We start from the raw sequence: 17,359 nt of genomic DNA, 5'->3' as shown, positions 1-17,359 counted from the left end.
TTACTTCTTCCTGGCCGCAAATTGCTGTAATAGATGGATTCTTCCCGGCTACTTTAGGAAAAACTGACTTTTTGTACTGTCTATTGACCATTGGTGTAATAACGAGATGATCCGCAGCTAACTTACGTAACTTTGAAGGGTAATGAAGAAGATACCCATATTTTGGCCGGTACAGATCCTGGGATGGCTATGTTATTATGTCGTCATCAGTTTTATATACCTGACCATTTCACCAAAAGTGATCCCCAATTTCTTGTTTGTGGGGGGAGTGGAGGTAATTTCAGTCATTATTATTACGTCTGTCCTGCGCTATATGATTATTCGCATGGGCGTGCTCCAAAAGAAATTGACAGGACAGATTCTTTTTATCTTTCTCTCGGCCATTGTCGTATCACTGGTTGTCTCTGTATGCAATCAAGCCATTGAAATTCTGTTAAAATCTCCTGTCAAAAATGTCCACAAAGAAGCACTTTTATTTCTTGCCTGGATAAGCAATTTTGCCATTATCTTCATCTGGAACTTACTCTATTTTGCCTATCATTACGTTGTAAAAAGCAATAAAGAAATCCTGGATAAAGCCCGGCTGGAATCAGTCGTTAAAGAACTGGAACTTAAAACCATTAAGGCGCATATCAATCCCCATTTTATTTTTAATGCTTTAAATAGTATCCGTTACCTGGTAGATGAGAATCCTCGTCAGGCCAGGTATGCCATCACGGAGCTCAGCAAGCTTTTGCGCAGTAGCATGCATGCGGAAAATATCAGTACCACAAGACTGGACTCTGAAATAGAGATTGTGCAATCTTATTTAGAGCTCGAGAAAATCAGATTTGAGGAGCGACTGGAAGTGCGTTGGTCGATCGCGCCGGCAACTTATGATTTTCAGGTGCCACCTATGATGCTGCAGACCTTGGTAGAAAATAGTATTAAACACGGCATTAGTCATCAGATTGAAGGTGGGATGATTGAAATCACTTCCAAAGTGGAAAATCATTTTCTGCATCTTCGTATTGAAAACACCGGCAAATTATTAAATCCAGTGAAAAATGACAGTTTTGGCATAAAAAGCACCCGTAACCGGCTTCAATTGTTATTCGGAGATCAGGCTAGTTTTTCAATCAATGAGTCTGATCACCAGACGGTTGTTGTTGATATTAAAATCCCCGCAACAGCGCAGGAAATCGGTATTTAAAATGGCTGCTCTTGTAATAAACCTAACCTTAACCATCACTTAAAATGTAAGACTCATGATGATCAAAGCAATTATCATAGACGATGAAAGACCCGCCAGGGCGGAACTCAAAAAGTTATTGCAATCCTATCCCGAAATTGAAATTCTGGATGAAGCCCAGAACAGCAAGGAGGCTATTGAAAAGATTAATGAGCATAATCCTGACCTGATCTTTTTAGATATTCAGATGCCAGGCAAAAATGGCTTTGAGCTGCTCGGAGAACTGATGAGTACCCCTAAAGTAATTTTCACCACTGCTTTTGATGAATATGCATTGAAGGCCTTTGAAGTGAATGCACTGGATTATCTCTTAAAACCCATTGACAGTAAAAGGTTGGCCGAAGCGATTCAAAAGCTGACCCTGCAGGTCAGCCAGGGGGCCATACAAAAAGACAACAAAACTGTTCTAACAGAAAATGAACAGTTTTTTGTGAAGGACGGCGACAAATGCTGGTTTGTCAAACTAGCGGATGTGCGGCTATTTGAGAGTGCGGGCAATTATGCCAAGGTTTATTTTGACAACTATAAGCCGCTCATCTTAAAATCGCTTAACGCATTGGAAGAAAGACTGGATGAGCATCATTTCTTCCGGGTCAACCGTAAACATATTGTCAATCTTAAATGGATTGCCAAGATAGAACCTTATTTTAACGGCGGCTTACTGCTGGAACTTAAAAACGGAGAAAAAATAGAGGTCAGCAGGCGCCAGTCCGCAAAATTTAAGGAAATGATGAGTCTTTAGCTTGTAATTTTGCAGACATCTAAAACCTTTTACGGATTCATTATGTCAGAGAGCATCGTTATTAGCCAAGGGACGAAAACCGAAAAATATAAAAGCCTTTTACCCCAGATAGCCGCTATTATTGAAGGTGAGCCCGATATGATTGCCAATATGGCCAATATCTGTGCTGCCCTTAAAGCGCAGTTTCAGTGGTGGTGGGTAGGTTTTTATATTGTCAGAAAGGATGAGTTGGTGCTTGGTCCCTTTCAGGGTCCTATTGCCTGTACCCGGATCAGAAAAAGCCGGGGCGTTTGTGGCACCAGCTGGGCAGATGACAAGACGGTTGTCGTAGCGGACGTGAATCAGTTCCCTGGTCATATCGCCTGTAGCAGTGCCAGTCAGTCAGAAATTGTCCTCCCGCTTCATTGGAAGGGAGCGGTCATTGCTGTACTCGACATTGATAGTGAACAACTGGCGCATTTTGACAATACAGACCAGGAACAATTGGAAAAATTAATAAAAGTATTGGAAGCCAATATGATAGAAACCGGGGAAGCTTAATTTATGAAACTTTGCTTTTGGGACTTTACTTTCTGGACTTAGCTTTTAAGACCCCCTTTTTTATAATCGCGTATATCGATTATCTCTGTGCAAAATCCGTATTCCTGCAAATCATTGCTGCTGACAATAACCAATCGCTGCCTGGTAAATTGACTGATCAGCGATTGATACAGTTCAAAACCAGCACTATCCATATTGGTGCAGGGTTCATCTAGTAAGACAACCGGCACATCTGTAAATAAACCCTGGGCTAGTTTCATGCGCTGTTTCATCCCACTGGAAAAATAGCGGATTTGTTTATTGATAGCTGTTTTTAACTCCACTGCCTCCAAAACCTGTATGGTCGAATAATCAGACAGCAATGGTTTAAAGCTTTTATGAAAATCCAGGAACTCACGGGCAGTCATCTCTTCAATCAGTTCCAAATAAGGGGCAACAATGCTTAAATGTCGATGGATCTGTTCGTGAGGGGTTGCCTTATCAGGTAGATTCTGAGCAGGTAAATTAGTGTTCGGGTTTGTGGCAGTTGTAGTTGCTTTAGTAGTAAGTCCGGTCCAGGCCATAGTCCCTTCACTCAACTCTGTGGCACCGGCAATCGCCTGTAATAAGGTACTTTTCCCGCTGCCGTTGTTTCCTGTAATGGCGTAAGCCTTGCCACTGGTAAACTGATAGTTTAGTGATCTGAAAATCCAGTCACGGTTAAATCTTTTGCCGGCATTTTCCAGGGTTATCATCATAGGGCTCGACTCCTCTTACTCTTCAATAGTACCCCCTTTGGTACCCCGTTTTACTATACCACGCTCACTTTCCCGGATAAAAGAGATGATTTCATCACGTTCGTCACTGGCCCTGAACTCTTGTTCAATATATTCCAGTGCCTGAGTGGTATTCAATCCCTGATTATAAATAACCCGGTATATATCCAGTATCTCATTGATCTGTACCAAGGTATAGCCTCTTCTTTTCAATCCGACGCTGTTTACCCCGCCATAAGTTAAGGGTTGACGAATGGCTTTAATATAAGGTGGAACGTCTTTGCTGACCAGGGAGCCCCCGCCAATATAGGCATGTGCACCAATCTTTGAAAACTGATGGACTGCTGACATGCCTGCAATAATAGCCCAATCACCCATTACAACGTGACCGGCCAATTGGGTGTTATTGCTCAATATACAATGATTACCAATAATGCAATCATGGGCAATATGACTATAGGCCATAATCAGACAATTACTGCCAATTACGGTCTTATGGCGATCCACTGTGCCGCGATTGATACTCACAAACTCTCTGATCGTCGTATTGTCTCCAATCTCAACCGTGGTCGATTCCCCTTCAAATTTCAGATCCTGCGGGATCGCAGAGATAATTGCTCCCGGGAAAATACGACAGTTTTTCCCGATACGGGCACCATCCATAATCGTCACGTTACTGCCGATCCATGTTCCTTCTCCTATCACGACGTCGGGATGGATGACTGAAAATGGGTCAACTTTTACGTTCGGGGCCAGTTTTGCGCCCGAGTGAATATAGGTATGCGGTTGGATCATTGAATAAATTTAAAACCCGGATATAATCAAACGTTTGAATTTTGCAGGCACAAAAATAGATAAATAGATTATACTTAAGGATAAAATAATAATTTAATATACGAATCTCTGCTTATTTTTGACGAAATTGCATTTTTAGGCTGCCTAAGTGCCTTTTATTCAATACAACTATTTACATTTGTAAGGAATGTGTTTACGCAATTAAACAAAAACTTCACCCAAAGCTGTTAAGCCTTTTTAAAAAATTCCCAATTTATGATGAAAAAAATCGTTCAACCGTTTCAAGGCACGCTGCTGATTTTGCTTATATCATTGATATTCAGCGCTTGCTCAACTTCATCCAATCCTGGTCTGAACTACGTCCCTAAAGAAGCCAATGTAATTATGTCGTTCAATATCATGCAGATGCATGATAAGCTCAAAGACGGCAATATAAATATTGACTCTCTGACGAATAGTTTTAAAACGCAGGATAGTGCTTTTACGCTACTTTCCTATTTAAATTTAAAAAAACCGTTACTCACCTATATTGAATACAAATCCTCTGTGATGACGGGTAAAGACGTCATGGTGGGTACCATCGGTGAACTGGGAGATAAATCAGGCTTTGAAAAGCAACTGACCGCAATAAATCCGGGTAAGACTATTGAGAAAAAGGATGGTTATAGTTTGTTAAGTGTTGACAATAATAGTTGTTATGCATGGAATGATAAGATCGTTGTATTATATATAGGTAATAACATCGTTGATAAGGTGCCTACTTTATTTTCCTTAAAAAAGGACGCCTCCGCAGCTGATGACAAAAATGCAGCAAAATTCCTGAGCAAAAAAGGCGATATCAACCTCTATACTTCCAGTCAGGATGGCGCAACTGGTATTCCAATGCTGTCTATGACTAAAATCTCTGATCTGGTGAAAGGTAATTATGGTGGTGCTACCATAAATTTTGAAAAAGGCCAGATTGTTTCAGATGGGGATTTTTATTATAATAAAACAGTGGTTGATCTGATTAAAAAGAATCCTTCTAAAGATATCGATAAAGCAGTCCTTGCTCATTTTCCAGGTAAACCTCTCGGGCTTTTCCAGATTTCACTCAATTTGAAGCAACTGTTCAGCTTTTTGGACTATGCCGGCATCACAAACATGATTGAAGGATATATGAAAAATCTGGGCATTACCCTGGATGATGTGGCCAGTGCCTTTACCGGCCAGCTTGCCATTGCAGCTCAGGATGTAGCCGGAGGCACTGTAGGAGCTTCCACCCCTAAAATGCTCATCACCGCACCCATTGGAAACAAATCCAGTTTTGATAAGGTAATGGGCGCACTGGCAAAAATGGGTATTGTGGAACAAAAAGCAGGACAATGGGTGCCCAAGGGCGTTTCTGCCGATGAAGCCTGGTCCTTCCATACAGATGACAAATCATTGGTTGTCAGCACAGATAAAGCTATTAGTGATGCCTTTATTTCCGGAAGTGGACAGATGGTCTATCCAAAGAACCTGGATTTTTCAGATAAAACCTGTGCTTTTTATCTGGACATCAATACATTACTCAGCCAAATAGCCGCTAAAGACCAATCATCTGCTTCGGCTGATCTTAACCTGGCCATCCAAACACTGGAGGATGCCGATGTCACGACCTCAAATCTTGAAGGGGACCATGCCAGTACAAAAATGGTTGTCCGCTTAAAAGATAAAAACCAAAATAGTCTTCCTGTTCTTGTAAGCCTGTTCCAGCAAATAAGCAAAAACAGAAAACAAAACAGTGTGCAACAAGCAGAGGTAACAGATTCTGTTATTGTGCCTTTACCCAAAGGATTGGATGATTCAGATAATTAATTACAATTATATCGATTTAGATAAAATTTTAAGTTAAGGAATGGGGCCGTTTTTTAAAAAAAACGCCCCATTTTCGTTAAATTACGACAAGGATTAAGCTAAAATGGTCTCATATTAAGCAAAAACCGATCAAAGTGGGAAAAGATAAAGCTTTTGGCCTGTCTTTTGATTTTATGCCATTCCTACTTCTTGAAAAAATAGCAGATTAACCTGATGCAAAGTAAAAAAAGACATGCCTTCTTCCTAAAAGGAGCAAACAAGAAATTATTAACCGCCTGTTTATGTTCAGCCCTGCTGATAACCAGCTGTGGTATTTTTGATTCTCACCCAGACAAAGAACAAGTCAAAGAAATCAGCCTTCCCGTATATAAAGTGGATACGGGCACTGCCTTTATCACCAAAGAATTTTTGGGTACAATTGAAGGAAAAGTAAATGTAGAGATCCGCCCGCAGGTGGAAGGCCTTTTGGATCAGATTTATGTGGATGAAGGAGATTTTGTCCAAAAAGGCCAGGAGCTGTTTAAAGTTAATCCTCAATCCTATCAGGAGTTGCTCAATAATGCCCAGGCGAATGAAAATGTTGAGAAAGCAAAACTTGAAAATGCAAGAATCGAACTGGAAAGAATCCGTCCGCTGGTAGAAAACGAAGTGATCTCACCGGTTCGACTCAAAAAAACCGAGTCTGACTATGATATTGCAAAGGCTTCTTTGGCGCAGGCCAGAGCCGCTGTGGCCAGTGCAAAGATCAATATGAGTTTCACAACGATCAAAGCACCGGTCAGCGGATATATAGGCAGAATCCCCAAAAGAATCGGGAATCTGGTCAGCAGTAAGGATAAAGAACCCATTACCGTTCTGACAGATGTTCATGAGGTATATGTATATTTTTCCATGAGTGAGTCCGATTTTCTGCATTTTGCCAAGGCCAAAAAAGAGGAGGCAAGACAAGCATTAAATGGGACAGATACCAGTCATTTATCTTCTTTTAAACCTTCTGTCACGCTGACGCTGGCCGATGGCACTTCCTATCCGCATGCGGGCGTCGTAGATGCGGTTGCCGGGCAGGTCAATCGCAACACTGGGGCTATTTCGCTTAGAGCGACCTTCCCCAATGAAGAAAATATTTTAAGGGCCGGTAACACAGGCACATTGAATATGACGGAGACTAAGCCCTCAGAAATATTGATTCCTCAGGAAGCAACCCTTACCCTGCAGGATAAGACCTTTGTCATGAAACTAGATACCAGTGGCAAAACCGTACGCCAGCTAATCACTATTGGCGGCACAGCGGGCAATCAATACATTATTTCTTCTGGTCTGAAAAGAGGGGATGTCATCATTACAGAAGGCTTTGATAAGATCTCTGAAGGCATGAAGATCAATCCAGTCTTCCCGCAGGCATTGGGTAGCCCTGCAGATGCAAACAATCCAGCTCCCTTAAATCCAGGGAGTAATCCGGCGGTTCTAATAAATCCTAAAAGCAGCCGTGATAGCAATTAAGTGGATTTAAATGAAGCTGAGCTACGCTTTTATTCATCCATTTACGTGCAATTGACGTGCACGCTGTGCAATAAATTATTTATACCTCTGTTATGCTGAAAACCTTTATACATCGGCCCATATTAGCGACAGTTGTTTCTTTGCTCCTGGTGCTACTCGGACTTGTGGGCATTAAACAGTTGCCAGTTACCAGGTTTCCGGAAATCGCTCCGCCAAGTGTTGTGGTTTCTTTATCTTATCCAGGCGCCAACGCAGAAACAGTTGCAGAAAGCGCCATCCTGCCCATCGAAGAGGCTATTAACGGTGTGGAGGGCATGACCTATATCCAGTCCTCCGCCAGTAATTCAGGTTCTGGAAAGATCAACGTATTTTTTAAAGCCGGCACGAATCCAGATCAAGCTTCGGTCAATGTTCAGACCAGAATCTCCAAAGCGGCCAGTCGTATTCCCTCTGAAGTTAATGAGTCCGGTATTACGGTGATGCCCCGTCAGAGCGGGGTCATCATGACCATTAATCTGTATAGTACAGATCCCCAAGGAGCCTATGATGAAACATTTCTACAGGCATTTTCCCAGATTAATATCAACAGGGCGCTGCTTCGCGTGGATGGGGTGGCCGAAGTATCAAGAGTAGGTGCCAGAGACTACTCCATGCGTGTGTGGTTGGTACCGGACAAACTAGCCGCCTACAATCTGGTGCCTCAGGACGTTATCAAAGCGATCAAGGATCAGAACTTTGAAATTGCTTCCGGAAAATTTGGGGAGACTTCCAACGAGACCTTTGAAACTATTCTAAAGCACAAAGGCAGGTTCAGCAATCCAAAGGATTTTCAGAACCTGGTCATCCGCACCAATGAGGATGGTACCATTTTATATTTAAAAGATATTGCTCGGGTGGAACTAGGCGCCTCCAACGAAGGAGCCGATAACACGGTGGACGGGCATCCGGGCCTGACCCTGAATATCACGCAAACTAGTGGGTCTAATGCCAGAGAGATTGACATGCAAGTCAGAAAGATTCTTGAAAATATTTCCAAGGATTTTCCTAAAGGTATCCATTATGATATCACTTATAGCGTCCGTGATCAGGTGGACGAGTCCCTGACGCAGGTCTTGCACACCATTTTTGAGGCCTTTATCCTGGTGTTTATCATCGTATTTATCTTCTTGCAGGATCTTCGCTCTACCCTTATACCGGCAATTGCGATACCTGTGTCACTGATCGGCACCATGTTTTTCCTATTGATTTATGGATTTTCCATCAATATTCTGACCATGTTTGCGCTGGTACTGGCCATTGGTATTGTGGTGGATGATGCCATTGTTGTGGTAGAGGCCATCCACCAAAAGATGGAGCTAACCAACCTGAGTGCCAAAAATGCGACACTTGCGACCATGAAAGAAATCACGCCAGCCATCCTCTCCATTACCATGGTGATGGCAGCTGTATTTCTACCCATTGGTTTTATGGAAGGACCGACTGGTTTATTTTATAGGCAGTTTGCCTATACGATGGCCACGGCCATTCTTTTGTCTGCACTTTGTGCCTTGACTCTCAGTCCGGCACTCTCTGCCTTGATTCTTAAAAAACCCAATCACGAACATAGAAAAAAACTGGCCGGGCTTTCCAAAGGCCAAAGAGAACAGCAGGATCGCAAGACAAAAACCAAGGCATTTGTGTTCCGGTTTTTTGATTATTTTAATGAAGGTTTGCAGAAGCTGACCCAAAAATATATCCTGGCCGTTAAATGGCTGATCGGGAAAAAGCCCTTTGCCTTTGCAGCACTGATTCTGGTGGTTTTAATCGGATTTTTACTCATGCGTTCTACCCCAACGGCCTTTATCCCAAATGAGGACGATGGATTTATTACCTACACCATTAAAATGCCTCCTGGTGCTACCCTGGCCCGTACGACAGACGTTTTAAATAAAGCCGAAAAGTTACTCAAAAGGCATAAAGAGATCAAGACCATGACTAGCATCGCTGGTTATAATGCCATTGATGCGGCCACTAGTAGCGCCTATGCGGTAGGCTATCTGAATATGTATCCCCATAATGAACGCAAGGGCATCACAGATATCAATGAATTTATGGATACGATCCGAAAGGATTTATCCACGATCAATGAAGCCTCCTTCTCCGTATTCCCAAGACCAACTGTGCAGGGATTTGGGGATGTCGCGGGTCTGCAACTGGTTTTAGAAGATAAACTAGGTGGCAGCTTCCAGCAATTTGGGCTTGTATCGGACTCCTTTATTGCTGCGCTGAATAAAAGGCCTGAAATTCTCTCTGCCAGTACGCCCTTCCAGGCGAACTTTCCACAGTATGTAATGGACATTAATTACGTGAAAGCAAAGGCCATGGGCGTCAGCGTGAAAGAAATGATGACGACCATTCGGGATTATTTTGGCAGAGCGCAGGCCAGTGACTTCACCAGTTTTGGCAGACAATACCGGGTCTATGTACAATCTGACTTCCAATACAGAAAGACACCAGAATCCTTTAAATCCATTTATATTAAAAATGACAAAGGACAAATGGTGCCCGCCAATACCCTGATTACATTAGAAAAGAATGTAGGCCCTGAAGTTGTCAACCGGTATAATCTCTATAACAGCATTTCTATTAATGCGACACCCGCCAAAGGATATAGTACGGGGGATGCCATGAAGGCAGTGGAACAGGTCGCCAAAAATAACCTTCCTGGTAACTATCAGCTGGAATGGACCGGCATGAGTTTGGATGAAAAGTCCTCTTCTGGGCAGACTGCATTTATATTACTTTTAAGTATCCTTTTTGTTTACTTCCTACTTTCCGGGCAATATGAAAGTTATATTATGCCTTTTGCGATTTTGCTTTCCATACCAGTAGGCCTTGTTGGTGTATATGGCGCGGTGAAGCTGGTTGGGTTGCAAAATAATATATATGTTCAGCTCGGACTCATTATGCTTATTGGGCTCTTGGCTAAAAATGCAATTTTGATGGTCGAATATTCCATGCAAAGAAGAAGGGCCGGACTGAGTATTTTTGACGCGGCCATCCAGGGAGCTACGCTAAGGCTACGGCCAATTTTAATGACCTCTCTGGCCTTTGTCGCCGGACTGGTGCCACTGATGTGGACTCAAGGACCTTCTGCGCAGGGTAATCACTCCATCAGTTATGGGGCAGCCGGTGGCATGATCATGGGCGTCTTGCTGGGTATCTTTATTATTCCTGTGTTATTTATCATCTTCAGAACCCTAGATGAAAAATTAAAATTAAAATTCCAGCATGTTGAAGATTAATAATAGCAAAAATATCGTCATAGCGGTACTCTTAATACTTACGAGCACCCTGCTTATGCAGGCTTGTAAGGTAACGGAGGATTATAAAAGGCCGGATTTTAAAATGCCGAACGCTTATAAATTACCAGACTCTTTGGTAGAGCGCTCTTTTGAGGCAATTCCTTCCTGGAAAGATTATTTTAAGGATTCTACGCTACTCAATATTTTGGATAGCGCCGTTGCCAATAACCTGGATTTAAGGGACGCGATTAAAAACATTCAGATCACCGATCAACTCTATAAACAATCCAAATCCCTTTATGCGCCTGATATTGACCTGAACCTACTCAATGTCACCAGAGAGTTCAGATCCCATGATTATTATTCCAGCCCGTCCAGCGGTTGGTATGACCGGCAAGGCAAAACGGCGCCCAAAGACTTATACCTTTATCAGTCTCATTTTGCCAATACCGTTGCTGTAGATTGGGAAATTGATATCTGGGGCAAGATTAAAAGGGAAAAAGAGGAGGCAAGATCGCATTATCTGGAAACCTTTGAGGCAAAAAAAGCGGTACAAACAGCCCTGGTAGCGGATGTAGCCGACGCCTATTATAACCTGATCATGCTCGATGAGCAGTTGCAGGTCGCTACCCGTAACTATCATTTGCGTAGCAATACCCTTAAAATGGTGGAATTGCAGTACAAATCTGCCGAAGTGACTGCATTAGCGGTGCAGCAGACTAAAAATCAGGTATTGGAAGCACAGGCACTGATACCCCAGCTAAAAAAAGAAATAGCCGTCCAGGAGAATGCCCTTAAAATGCTGACCGGCAATATCAGCCTGAATGTAGGACATCGCAGTGCCCTTTCAGAAATCCCGGCCGACTCCCTGTATAGAGAGATCCCGCTTTATTATGTACAAAACAGACCAGATGTGCTGTCAGCAGAATATGACCTGATGGCTGCCAACGCCTCCGTTGGCGTCCACCAGGCAAACAGGTTCCCCAATCTGACGATTACCTTTGAGGGAGGGATGGATGCCATGTTACCTAAAAACTGGTTTAATATTCCAGGCGCCTTGCTCGGAGGTTTTTTTGGGGGATTAACCCAACCAGTCTTCCATAAAAGAAAACTGAAGACGGAATATGAAGTTGCTAAGCTGAAAAGAGATCAATCTGAAATAGCCTTCCAGAAAGCGGTTTATAGCGGCATTACTGAAGTCAGAAATGCACTGGTGGCAGTCCGTCAACTCAGTGAACAACTCTCTATTGCAAAGCAGCAGGTAGCCGTTTCTCAAAAGGCCGTACACAGCGCCGCTATGCTCTTTACAGCTGGCTTTGCTACTTATCTGGAAGTCATTACTGCTCAAAGTAATGAACTGGATACTGAATTACATCTAGCATCGCTCAAAGCAGATTTGATGAGCGCCAGAATCCAGCTTTACCGAGCACTGGGTGGTGGTTGGAAATAAATAACTGTAAGCGAATCCCCCAAAAAAGTCCTAAGCGATTATCATCATCGCTTAGGGCTTTTTTTTGCTATCTTAGCGCAGCATAGTACGGTAATAAGCTTATTATTAAAATTCTCTAAATTTACCTCTTGAGATGAATAAACGATTATATCCCCTCATTTTTATACTGTTATTTGGCTTTGCAGCGCATAGTCAAAAATACCGGGCGGTCATGAAAACCGATAGCGGGAAAATTATTATTGAACTTTTTGATGGCACCCCCAAACACCGCGATAATTTTATTAAACTGGCACGTAGCCATTTTTATGATGGGGTGTTGTTTCACCGGGTCATACCCGGATTTATGATTCAGGGGGGCGATCCGGACTCTAAACATGCGAAGCCCGGTGTGGAGTTAGGCAATGGCGATGTAGGTTATACCATCCCTGCTGAATTTCGGCCGGGGTATTTTCATCAGCGGGGAGCCTTGGCAGCGGCCAGAGACGACAATCCAGCTAAAGCCTCTTCCGGCTGCCAGTTTTATATTGTAACAGGAAAGAAATTTACAGACGCTGACTTGGATAAAGCAGCCAAAAGATCTGGCCATGCAATACCTGCCGATCATAGAGCTGTTTATAAATCTATCGGAGGCGCTCCTCACCTGGATCAGAATTATACGGTCTATGGCCAGGTCTTAAAAGGTATGGCCGTAGCGGATAAAATCGTTCATGCAAAACGAGATAAAAATGACCGACCTAACCGAGATCAGCGCATCAAAAAAATAAGAATCCGTAAGAAAATACTGGGAATTTGGTTTTAAGCAAAAGATAGGAACCGGTCGTTTGTCTTCCAGTTCTGTACATAGCAGCAGCTGTAACAGCTATTATTAATTTGCTGATGGCGGTGGCTGATCTGGAAAAATCGCATCTGCCTCATCAATGGCACTTTTGATACTTCCCGCTTCTCCTTTAGCAGCACCGGCTACGCTATTCGGATCGTCCTCAGAAAGTGTATTTTCCGGGATAGGACTTATGGCAAGTTCTTCATCCCTATTATCATTCCACTCGACAATGAAGTTGTTTTTGCCTTCACCCACCTGCAAAGTCATAAAGCGCATCTGAGAAAGCTCCAATAAGGACAAAAATAAAAATAAGGCATGGATCCGGTCTTCGCATACATTGAAGATCGATTCAAACGACATGGAATGAGACTTTTTGACAGTGGTCAGGATATATTCCCTACTACCTTCCATCGTCCAGTTATAATGTACCACCGTATGGACCGGTTTGTGATTGCGGTCAATAACCCGTTGCATGACCTTCTCAAAGGTCTTCATAATTTTAAACAGGTTAATGTTTTGAATTTCGGTCCCTTCAGCTGCGTCTTCGCCAATTTTACTGAGTTCAGCTATTAGGTTGCCTCTTTTTTGCATCAGCTGACGCAAGGTTTCTTTTTCAGCAAGTTCAATAGCGGCTTCTTTAAAGCGTTTATACTCTAAAATCTTATCTACCAGTTCTTGACGCGGGTCAATTTCATTGCCTTTTTCATCCAGTTCCTTTCTGGGGAGTAGCATTTTTGCCTTAATCCGCATAAGGGTGGAGATAAAAAGAATAAACTCGCTGCTTAATTCAATGTTGAGGCTCCGCTGATGATGTAAATATTCCAGAAAGTCTTTGGTAATCTGTGTAATAGGTATATTATAAATATCCAGTTCATCCCTTTCAATAAAGAAAAGCAAGAGGTCAAAAGGCCCCTCGAATTGCGGTAATTTGATTTGATAAATAGATGGTTTCAAAATAAACCCGGATTAATAACTGTTTTTATAATAAAAAATACCTAAACCTTCCCATGGAAGGGGTTGATAATCAATAGTTATATCCATTATCAACCCCCACCCAGGGAGGTAAAATTAAGAAAATACTCAGGGAATCAATAAAAAATATCAGAAGACTATTTGGCGCGAATAGCGTCCCTGATCTCCTGTAAAAGCACTTCTTCTTTGGAAGGAGCTTCTGGCGCAGCAGGAGCCGCTTCTTCTTTGCGTTTTAGTTTCATAATTGATTTTACCATTAAGAATATTACAAATGCCAGGAGCAAGAAATTGATTGCAACCGTGATAAAGTTACCATAGGCAAAAATCGCCGCTCCATCGACCTTCTTGGCATCTGCCAGTGCAAGACCAGCCGCCGCCTTATGGTTCAAATCCACCCAGAGATTGCTAAAATCCGGTTGTCCGATGATTTTGGATACAATTGGCATAACTAAATCATCAATAATACTGGTGACAATCTTACCAAATGCACCGCCAATGATCACACCAACGGCCAGATCAATGGCATTGCCTTTGACGGCAAATTCTTTAAAGTCTTTTACGAATCCCATGTTTTTAAATTTTAGTCGTTTTTAAATAGATTAATATAGCCTTTCAAATATAGTACAAAGTTTCCTATTACTTTAATTATTGAAAATCAGGACTCCTTTTGGAGCGTCGGATATTTAGGATTGATCTTTTTGAGCAAATCATGTACTGCTTTTGCCACAATATACTCCTTATACCAGTTTTTGTTGGAAGGAACAATGGTCCAGGGAACTTCATTACAATGTTCAAAACAGTCTTCGTAGCATTTTCTATAGGCTTTCCAGCTTTTAGCCTCTACCGCATCACCGGGATTGTATTTCCACATCTTGCGTTTGATCTGCATTCTCTCCGCCAGGCGTTCCGCCTGCTCTTCAGGGGTAATATGCAGGTAGAATTTAAGTATATGCGTGTTATTTTGGGTAAGTAGCCGCTCAAAATCATTAATGGCATGCATTCGATCTTTTGCGGTTTTATCATTAATTAGCTTGTGCACTCTGGTAACCAGAATGTCCTCATAATGTGAGCGGTTAAAGATCTTGATCATGCCTTTCTCCGGCGTCTGTTTATGAATCCGCCACAGAAAGTCATGATCCGCTTCTTCTTTTGTAGGTACTTTAAAAGAATGGACACTAATTCCCTGTGGGTTAACTTCACTAAAGACACTGCGGACCGCTCCATCCTTACCCGAAGCGTCCATGCCCTGAAATACAATTAAAATGGCATGCTTATGCTCTGCATACAACTTGTTTTGCCATTCATCTATGGATTTTTGATACTCTTTAGTTTTATCCTTTAGGTCATCTTTATCCGCATCTTTTGGAGGATTTGCAGATATTTTATCCAGATTGAGTTTTGCCATGATTTATATTATTAGCATATGTAAATAAATTTCGCGCTATTTTATTGCCTATTAATCAAATGTAAGGGTCAAAAATGTTGCCATATGTTAAACGAATCGCCGGAATCGCATTTCACGTTTCAAATAGTCGTAATAATGTGCGCTTTGTCCCTAAAAATATTTCGAATTTAAAGAAATTTAAAATAAAAATAAAATAAGCCATTTTATACATTTATGTTTAACAGCGTCTTGCAAAACATCTCAGCAAGCAAAGATATTCTCAACAGTACCCTGGTAATTAACCATTTATAAGCCTATTCGTATCTCGCCTTTTCTAAAACAACAAATCATCAAACACTGGGAAAATTACCATTTGAATCTTATCTTTACCAGCAACATAATCTAAAATACTTTTTATGGATTTTCAATACGATAGCAAGAATGACCAATTATTTATAAATTTTACTGAACTCACTCTTCAACCGGTGCCCGGAGTCCTGGATAAAACCTTCCCGGCAGAACTTCAATCAGAAATTGGCTTATTATTTTCCGAAAACGGTCATTTAACCGGTCTTGAAATTTCCCCCGCTTCCAAATATTTCGATGATAAAAAATTAGCAAAATATGCTCAAAATGAAAATTTAACAGCCGCTATTAAGGATACCGGTCTACAGCCTCTTTCAGCGCAACAATATAGCGCCTCCAATGCGTCCGTATTATTCGAGGATAAAGAGCGTGATGCACATTTTGGTGCTATTCAACAAGGATCAAATACCTATAAATTTGGATGGGTAACGGATCGAAATACTCCAACTATAAAATGGTTAGACGGACATACCTGCGCTGTTGGTATCGACAAAAATTTCGCAATTGTCAACTTTCAGGACGACGCAATAGTATTAGCACCAAAGCTAAATACATCTTTTGTCGAACTTAAAGTAAATAATAACATACTACTAGTCATTACACAATTAGAAATTTTCAAAATAAGTAAGGACTCCTACGAAATCATAGCCACATATGACCTTCCGGACTTTTTCGTCAGCATAGAAATACTGGGAGACATTTATAAAGTACATTGCTTTGATGATTCTGAGATCACTATAGCTTAAAAAGTTATATAAAATAATATCTTTACCCGCTTTAAACGCCCAAACCAACGCGTATTGACTGAGCCGCATCTTGCATGCAATACCCATGGAATTAAATAATCACTTCCCTATTGGCCAAAAGGATTCGTAGGAAAGTTGAGACGTAAGAGTTGCAGAAAAATAATAAAGATCTACAACAAATGTCTGGAAAATGGGGGATATGGCAGCCTGATTTTCCTGCCGAACCTTTGTTGCAAATATATTGTTAAAAGAAAAGCAATATATTTACTTTTTTGCTTTTAAATGACAATAATTTTAGTGTTGTTTGGAGAAACTTATTACATTTGTCGCAATAAAAAATAAACCTTTAGATTTATTTTTAATGAAAAAAGTTTCTATATTTGCTATTGAAAGAATTGTTGAGCCCACGGAAATACTTGCGGTAAGGTATAACCCAACAAAAGGAAAACATATTGTTGCAGAGGTATTAGCAAAATGGCAAGACATTCAATATTTGGAAGATTTTTTTGAAAAGTATAAATCTGACTTGGAAAGCTGGAATTCTGACGTTGAAAATGCGATCATTAAAACGATCAATCAGATGAAGGCTTTTATAGTCCGACTAAAAAACGCTGGTAATTCTGGACAATTTGACAACACTATATTTAAACCATTACATAGAAATGTTTCGTTCAATAATCAGTTGTGTACCCAATCTAAGGCATACGGTATTGAAAATGGAAGTTCGTGGTTAAGAATGTATGCTATCAGATTGGGGGAAAATCAGTATTTAATAACTGGTGGTTGTATTAAATTGACTCAGGCTATGCAAGACAGGCCCCATACTGAATTGGAACTTCATAAATTAAAAGAAGTGAGTAATTATTTAAAGAATCAAGGATTTAGATCAATTGAAGACGGAGACCTAGACCTGTTAGAAGTAGAAATATTATAAA

15 protein-coding genes are annotated in these 17,359 nt (G+C 41.4%); 10 read left to right on the top strand and 5 right to left on the bottom strand.

The genetic code is table 11. The features are described 5' to 3' along the window. Positions 1–142 precede the first annotated feature (142 nt). Genes FSB73_RS09975 through FSB73_RS09965 form a run of 3 tightly spaced genes read left to right on the top strand, consistent with a single transcriptional unit; the run spans position 143 to position 2,513 of the window. On the top strand, positions 143–1,192 hold the full coding sequence (locus FSB73_RS09975) for a sensor histidine kinase (RefSeq protein WP_146781461.1): 1,050 nt from the start codon (positions 143–145) through the stop codon (positions 1,190–1,192). Positions 1,193–1,247: 55 nt separating this feature from the next. Then, positions 1,248–1,973: a LytR/AlgR family response regulator transcription factor gene (locus FSB73_RS09970; RefSeq protein ID WP_225974680.1), complete on the top strand. Its 726-nt coding sequence runs from the start codon at positions 1,248–1,250 to the stop codon at positions 1,971–1,973. Between the two features lie 42 nt (positions 1,974–2,015). Next, on the top strand, positions 2,016–2,513 hold the full coding sequence (locus FSB73_RS09965; protein ID WP_146781459.1) for a GAF domain-containing protein: 498 nt from the start codon (positions 2,016–2,018) through the stop codon (positions 2,511–2,513). 38 nt (positions 2,514–2,551) lie between these two features. Here the strand turns inward: FSB73_RS09965 and FSB73_RS09960 are convergent, their stop codons facing one another. Further along, positions 2,552–3,250: an ABC transporter ATP-binding protein gene (locus FSB73_RS09960; protein ID WP_146781457.1), complete on the bottom strand. Its 699-nt coding sequence runs from the start codon at positions 3,248–3,250 to the stop codon at positions 2,552–2,554. A 15-nt stretch (positions 3,251–3,265) separates the two neighbouring features. Beyond that, a complete protein-coding gene (gene lpxA / locus FSB73_RS09955; protein ID WP_146781454.1) occupies positions 3,266–4,063 on the bottom strand; it encodes an acyl-ACP--UDP-N-acetylglucosamine O-acyltransferase in 798 nt (265 codons plus the stop codon). 255 nt (positions 4,064–4,318) lie between these two features. On the opposite strand from lpxA, the gene FSB73_RS09950 reads away from it, so the two are divergent. The 5 genes from FSB73_RS09950 (at position 4,319) to FSB73_RS09930 (ending at position 12,935) form a co-directional block, all read left to right on the top strand. Continuing rightward, the gene (locus tag FSB73_RS09950; RefSeq protein WP_146781452.1) at positions 4,319–5,902 is read left to right on the top strand and encodes a DUF4836 family protein; all 1,584 of its coding nucleotides are present in this window, start codon (positions 4,319–4,321) and stop codon (positions 5,900–5,902) included. 213 nt (positions 5,903–6,115) lie between these two features. Further along, positions 6,116–7,402, top strand: coding sequence for an efflux RND transporter periplasmic adaptor subunit (locus FSB73_RS09945; RefSeq protein ID WP_146781449.1), 1,287 nt, complete (start codon positions 6,116–6,118; stop codon positions 7,400–7,402). Between the two features lie 92 nt (positions 7,403–7,494). Next, positions 7,495–10,686 carry an efflux RND transporter permease subunit gene (locus FSB73_RS09940; protein WP_146781447.1) on the top strand — a complete coding sequence of 1,064 codons (3,192 nt, stop codon included), beginning with the start codon at positions 7,495–7,497 and terminating at the stop codon, positions 10,684–10,686. Further along, positions 10,673–12,136 (top strand): efflux transporter outer membrane subunit, encoded by a 1,464-nt coding sequence (locus FSB73_RS09935; protein ID WP_146781444.1) that lies wholly within the window; start codon positions 10,673–10,675, stop codon positions 12,134–12,136. The genes FSB73_RS09940 and FSB73_RS09935 overlap by 14 nt, the downstream gene beginning before the upstream one ends. Positions 12,137–12,269: 133 nt before the next feature. Continuing rightward, positions 12,270–12,935: a peptidylprolyl isomerase gene (locus FSB73_RS09930; protein WP_146781441.1), complete on the top strand. Its 666-nt coding sequence runs from the start codon at positions 12,270–12,272 to the stop codon at positions 12,933–12,935. A 66-nt stretch (positions 12,936–13,001) separates the two neighbouring features. Here FSB73_RS09930 and FSB73_RS09925 read toward each other — a convergent pair whose 3' ends face one another. The 3 genes from FSB73_RS09925 to FSB73_RS09915 form a co-directional block, all read right to left on the bottom strand. After that, complete coding sequence (locus FSB73_RS09925; protein ID WP_146781439.1) at positions 13,002–13,910, bottom strand: segregation and condensation protein A; 909 nt, start codon at positions 13,908–13,910, stop codon at positions 13,002–13,004. 155 nt (positions 13,911–14,065) lie between these two features. Beyond that, positions 14,066–14,497 carry a large conductance mechanosensitive channel protein MscL gene (gene mscL, locus FSB73_RS09920; protein ID WP_146781437.1) on the bottom strand — a complete coding sequence of 144 codons (432 nt, stop codon included), beginning with the start codon at positions 14,495–14,497 and terminating at the stop codon, positions 14,066–14,068. Positions 14,498–14,583: 86 nt separating this feature from the next. Further along, positions 14,584–15,333 carry a PPK2 family polyphosphate kinase gene (locus FSB73_RS09915; RefSeq protein WP_146781436.1) on the bottom strand — a complete coding sequence of 250 codons (750 nt, stop codon included), beginning with the start codon at positions 15,331–15,333 and terminating at the stop codon, positions 14,584–14,586. Positions 15,334–15,728: 395 nt separating this feature from the next. On the opposite strand from FSB73_RS09915, the gene FSB73_RS09910 reads away from it, so the two are divergent. Together FSB73_RS09910 and FSB73_RS09905 are read left to right on the top strand one after the other, a co-directional pair. Then, entirely contained in the window at positions 15,729–16,424 is a 696-nt protein-coding gene (locus FSB73_RS09910) for a hypothetical protein (protein ID WP_146781434.1), read from the top strand. A 304-nt stretch (positions 16,425–16,728) separates the two neighbouring features. Beyond that, complete coding sequence (locus FSB73_RS09905) at positions 16,729–17,358, top strand: hypothetical protein (protein ID WP_146781432.1); 630 nt, start codon at positions 16,729–16,731, stop codon at positions 17,356–17,358. Position 17,359 lies beyond the last annotated feature (1 nt).

The sequence above is a fragment of the Arachidicoccus ginsenosidivorans genome (genome assembly GCF_007971385.1).
Lineage (GTDB): Bacteria > Bacteroidota > Bacteroidia > Chitinophagales > Chitinophagaceae > Arachidicoccus > Arachidicoccus ginsenosidivorans.
Note: the sequence above shows the minus strand (reverse complement) of the source record. Positions and strands in the feature narration are given on the sequence as shown.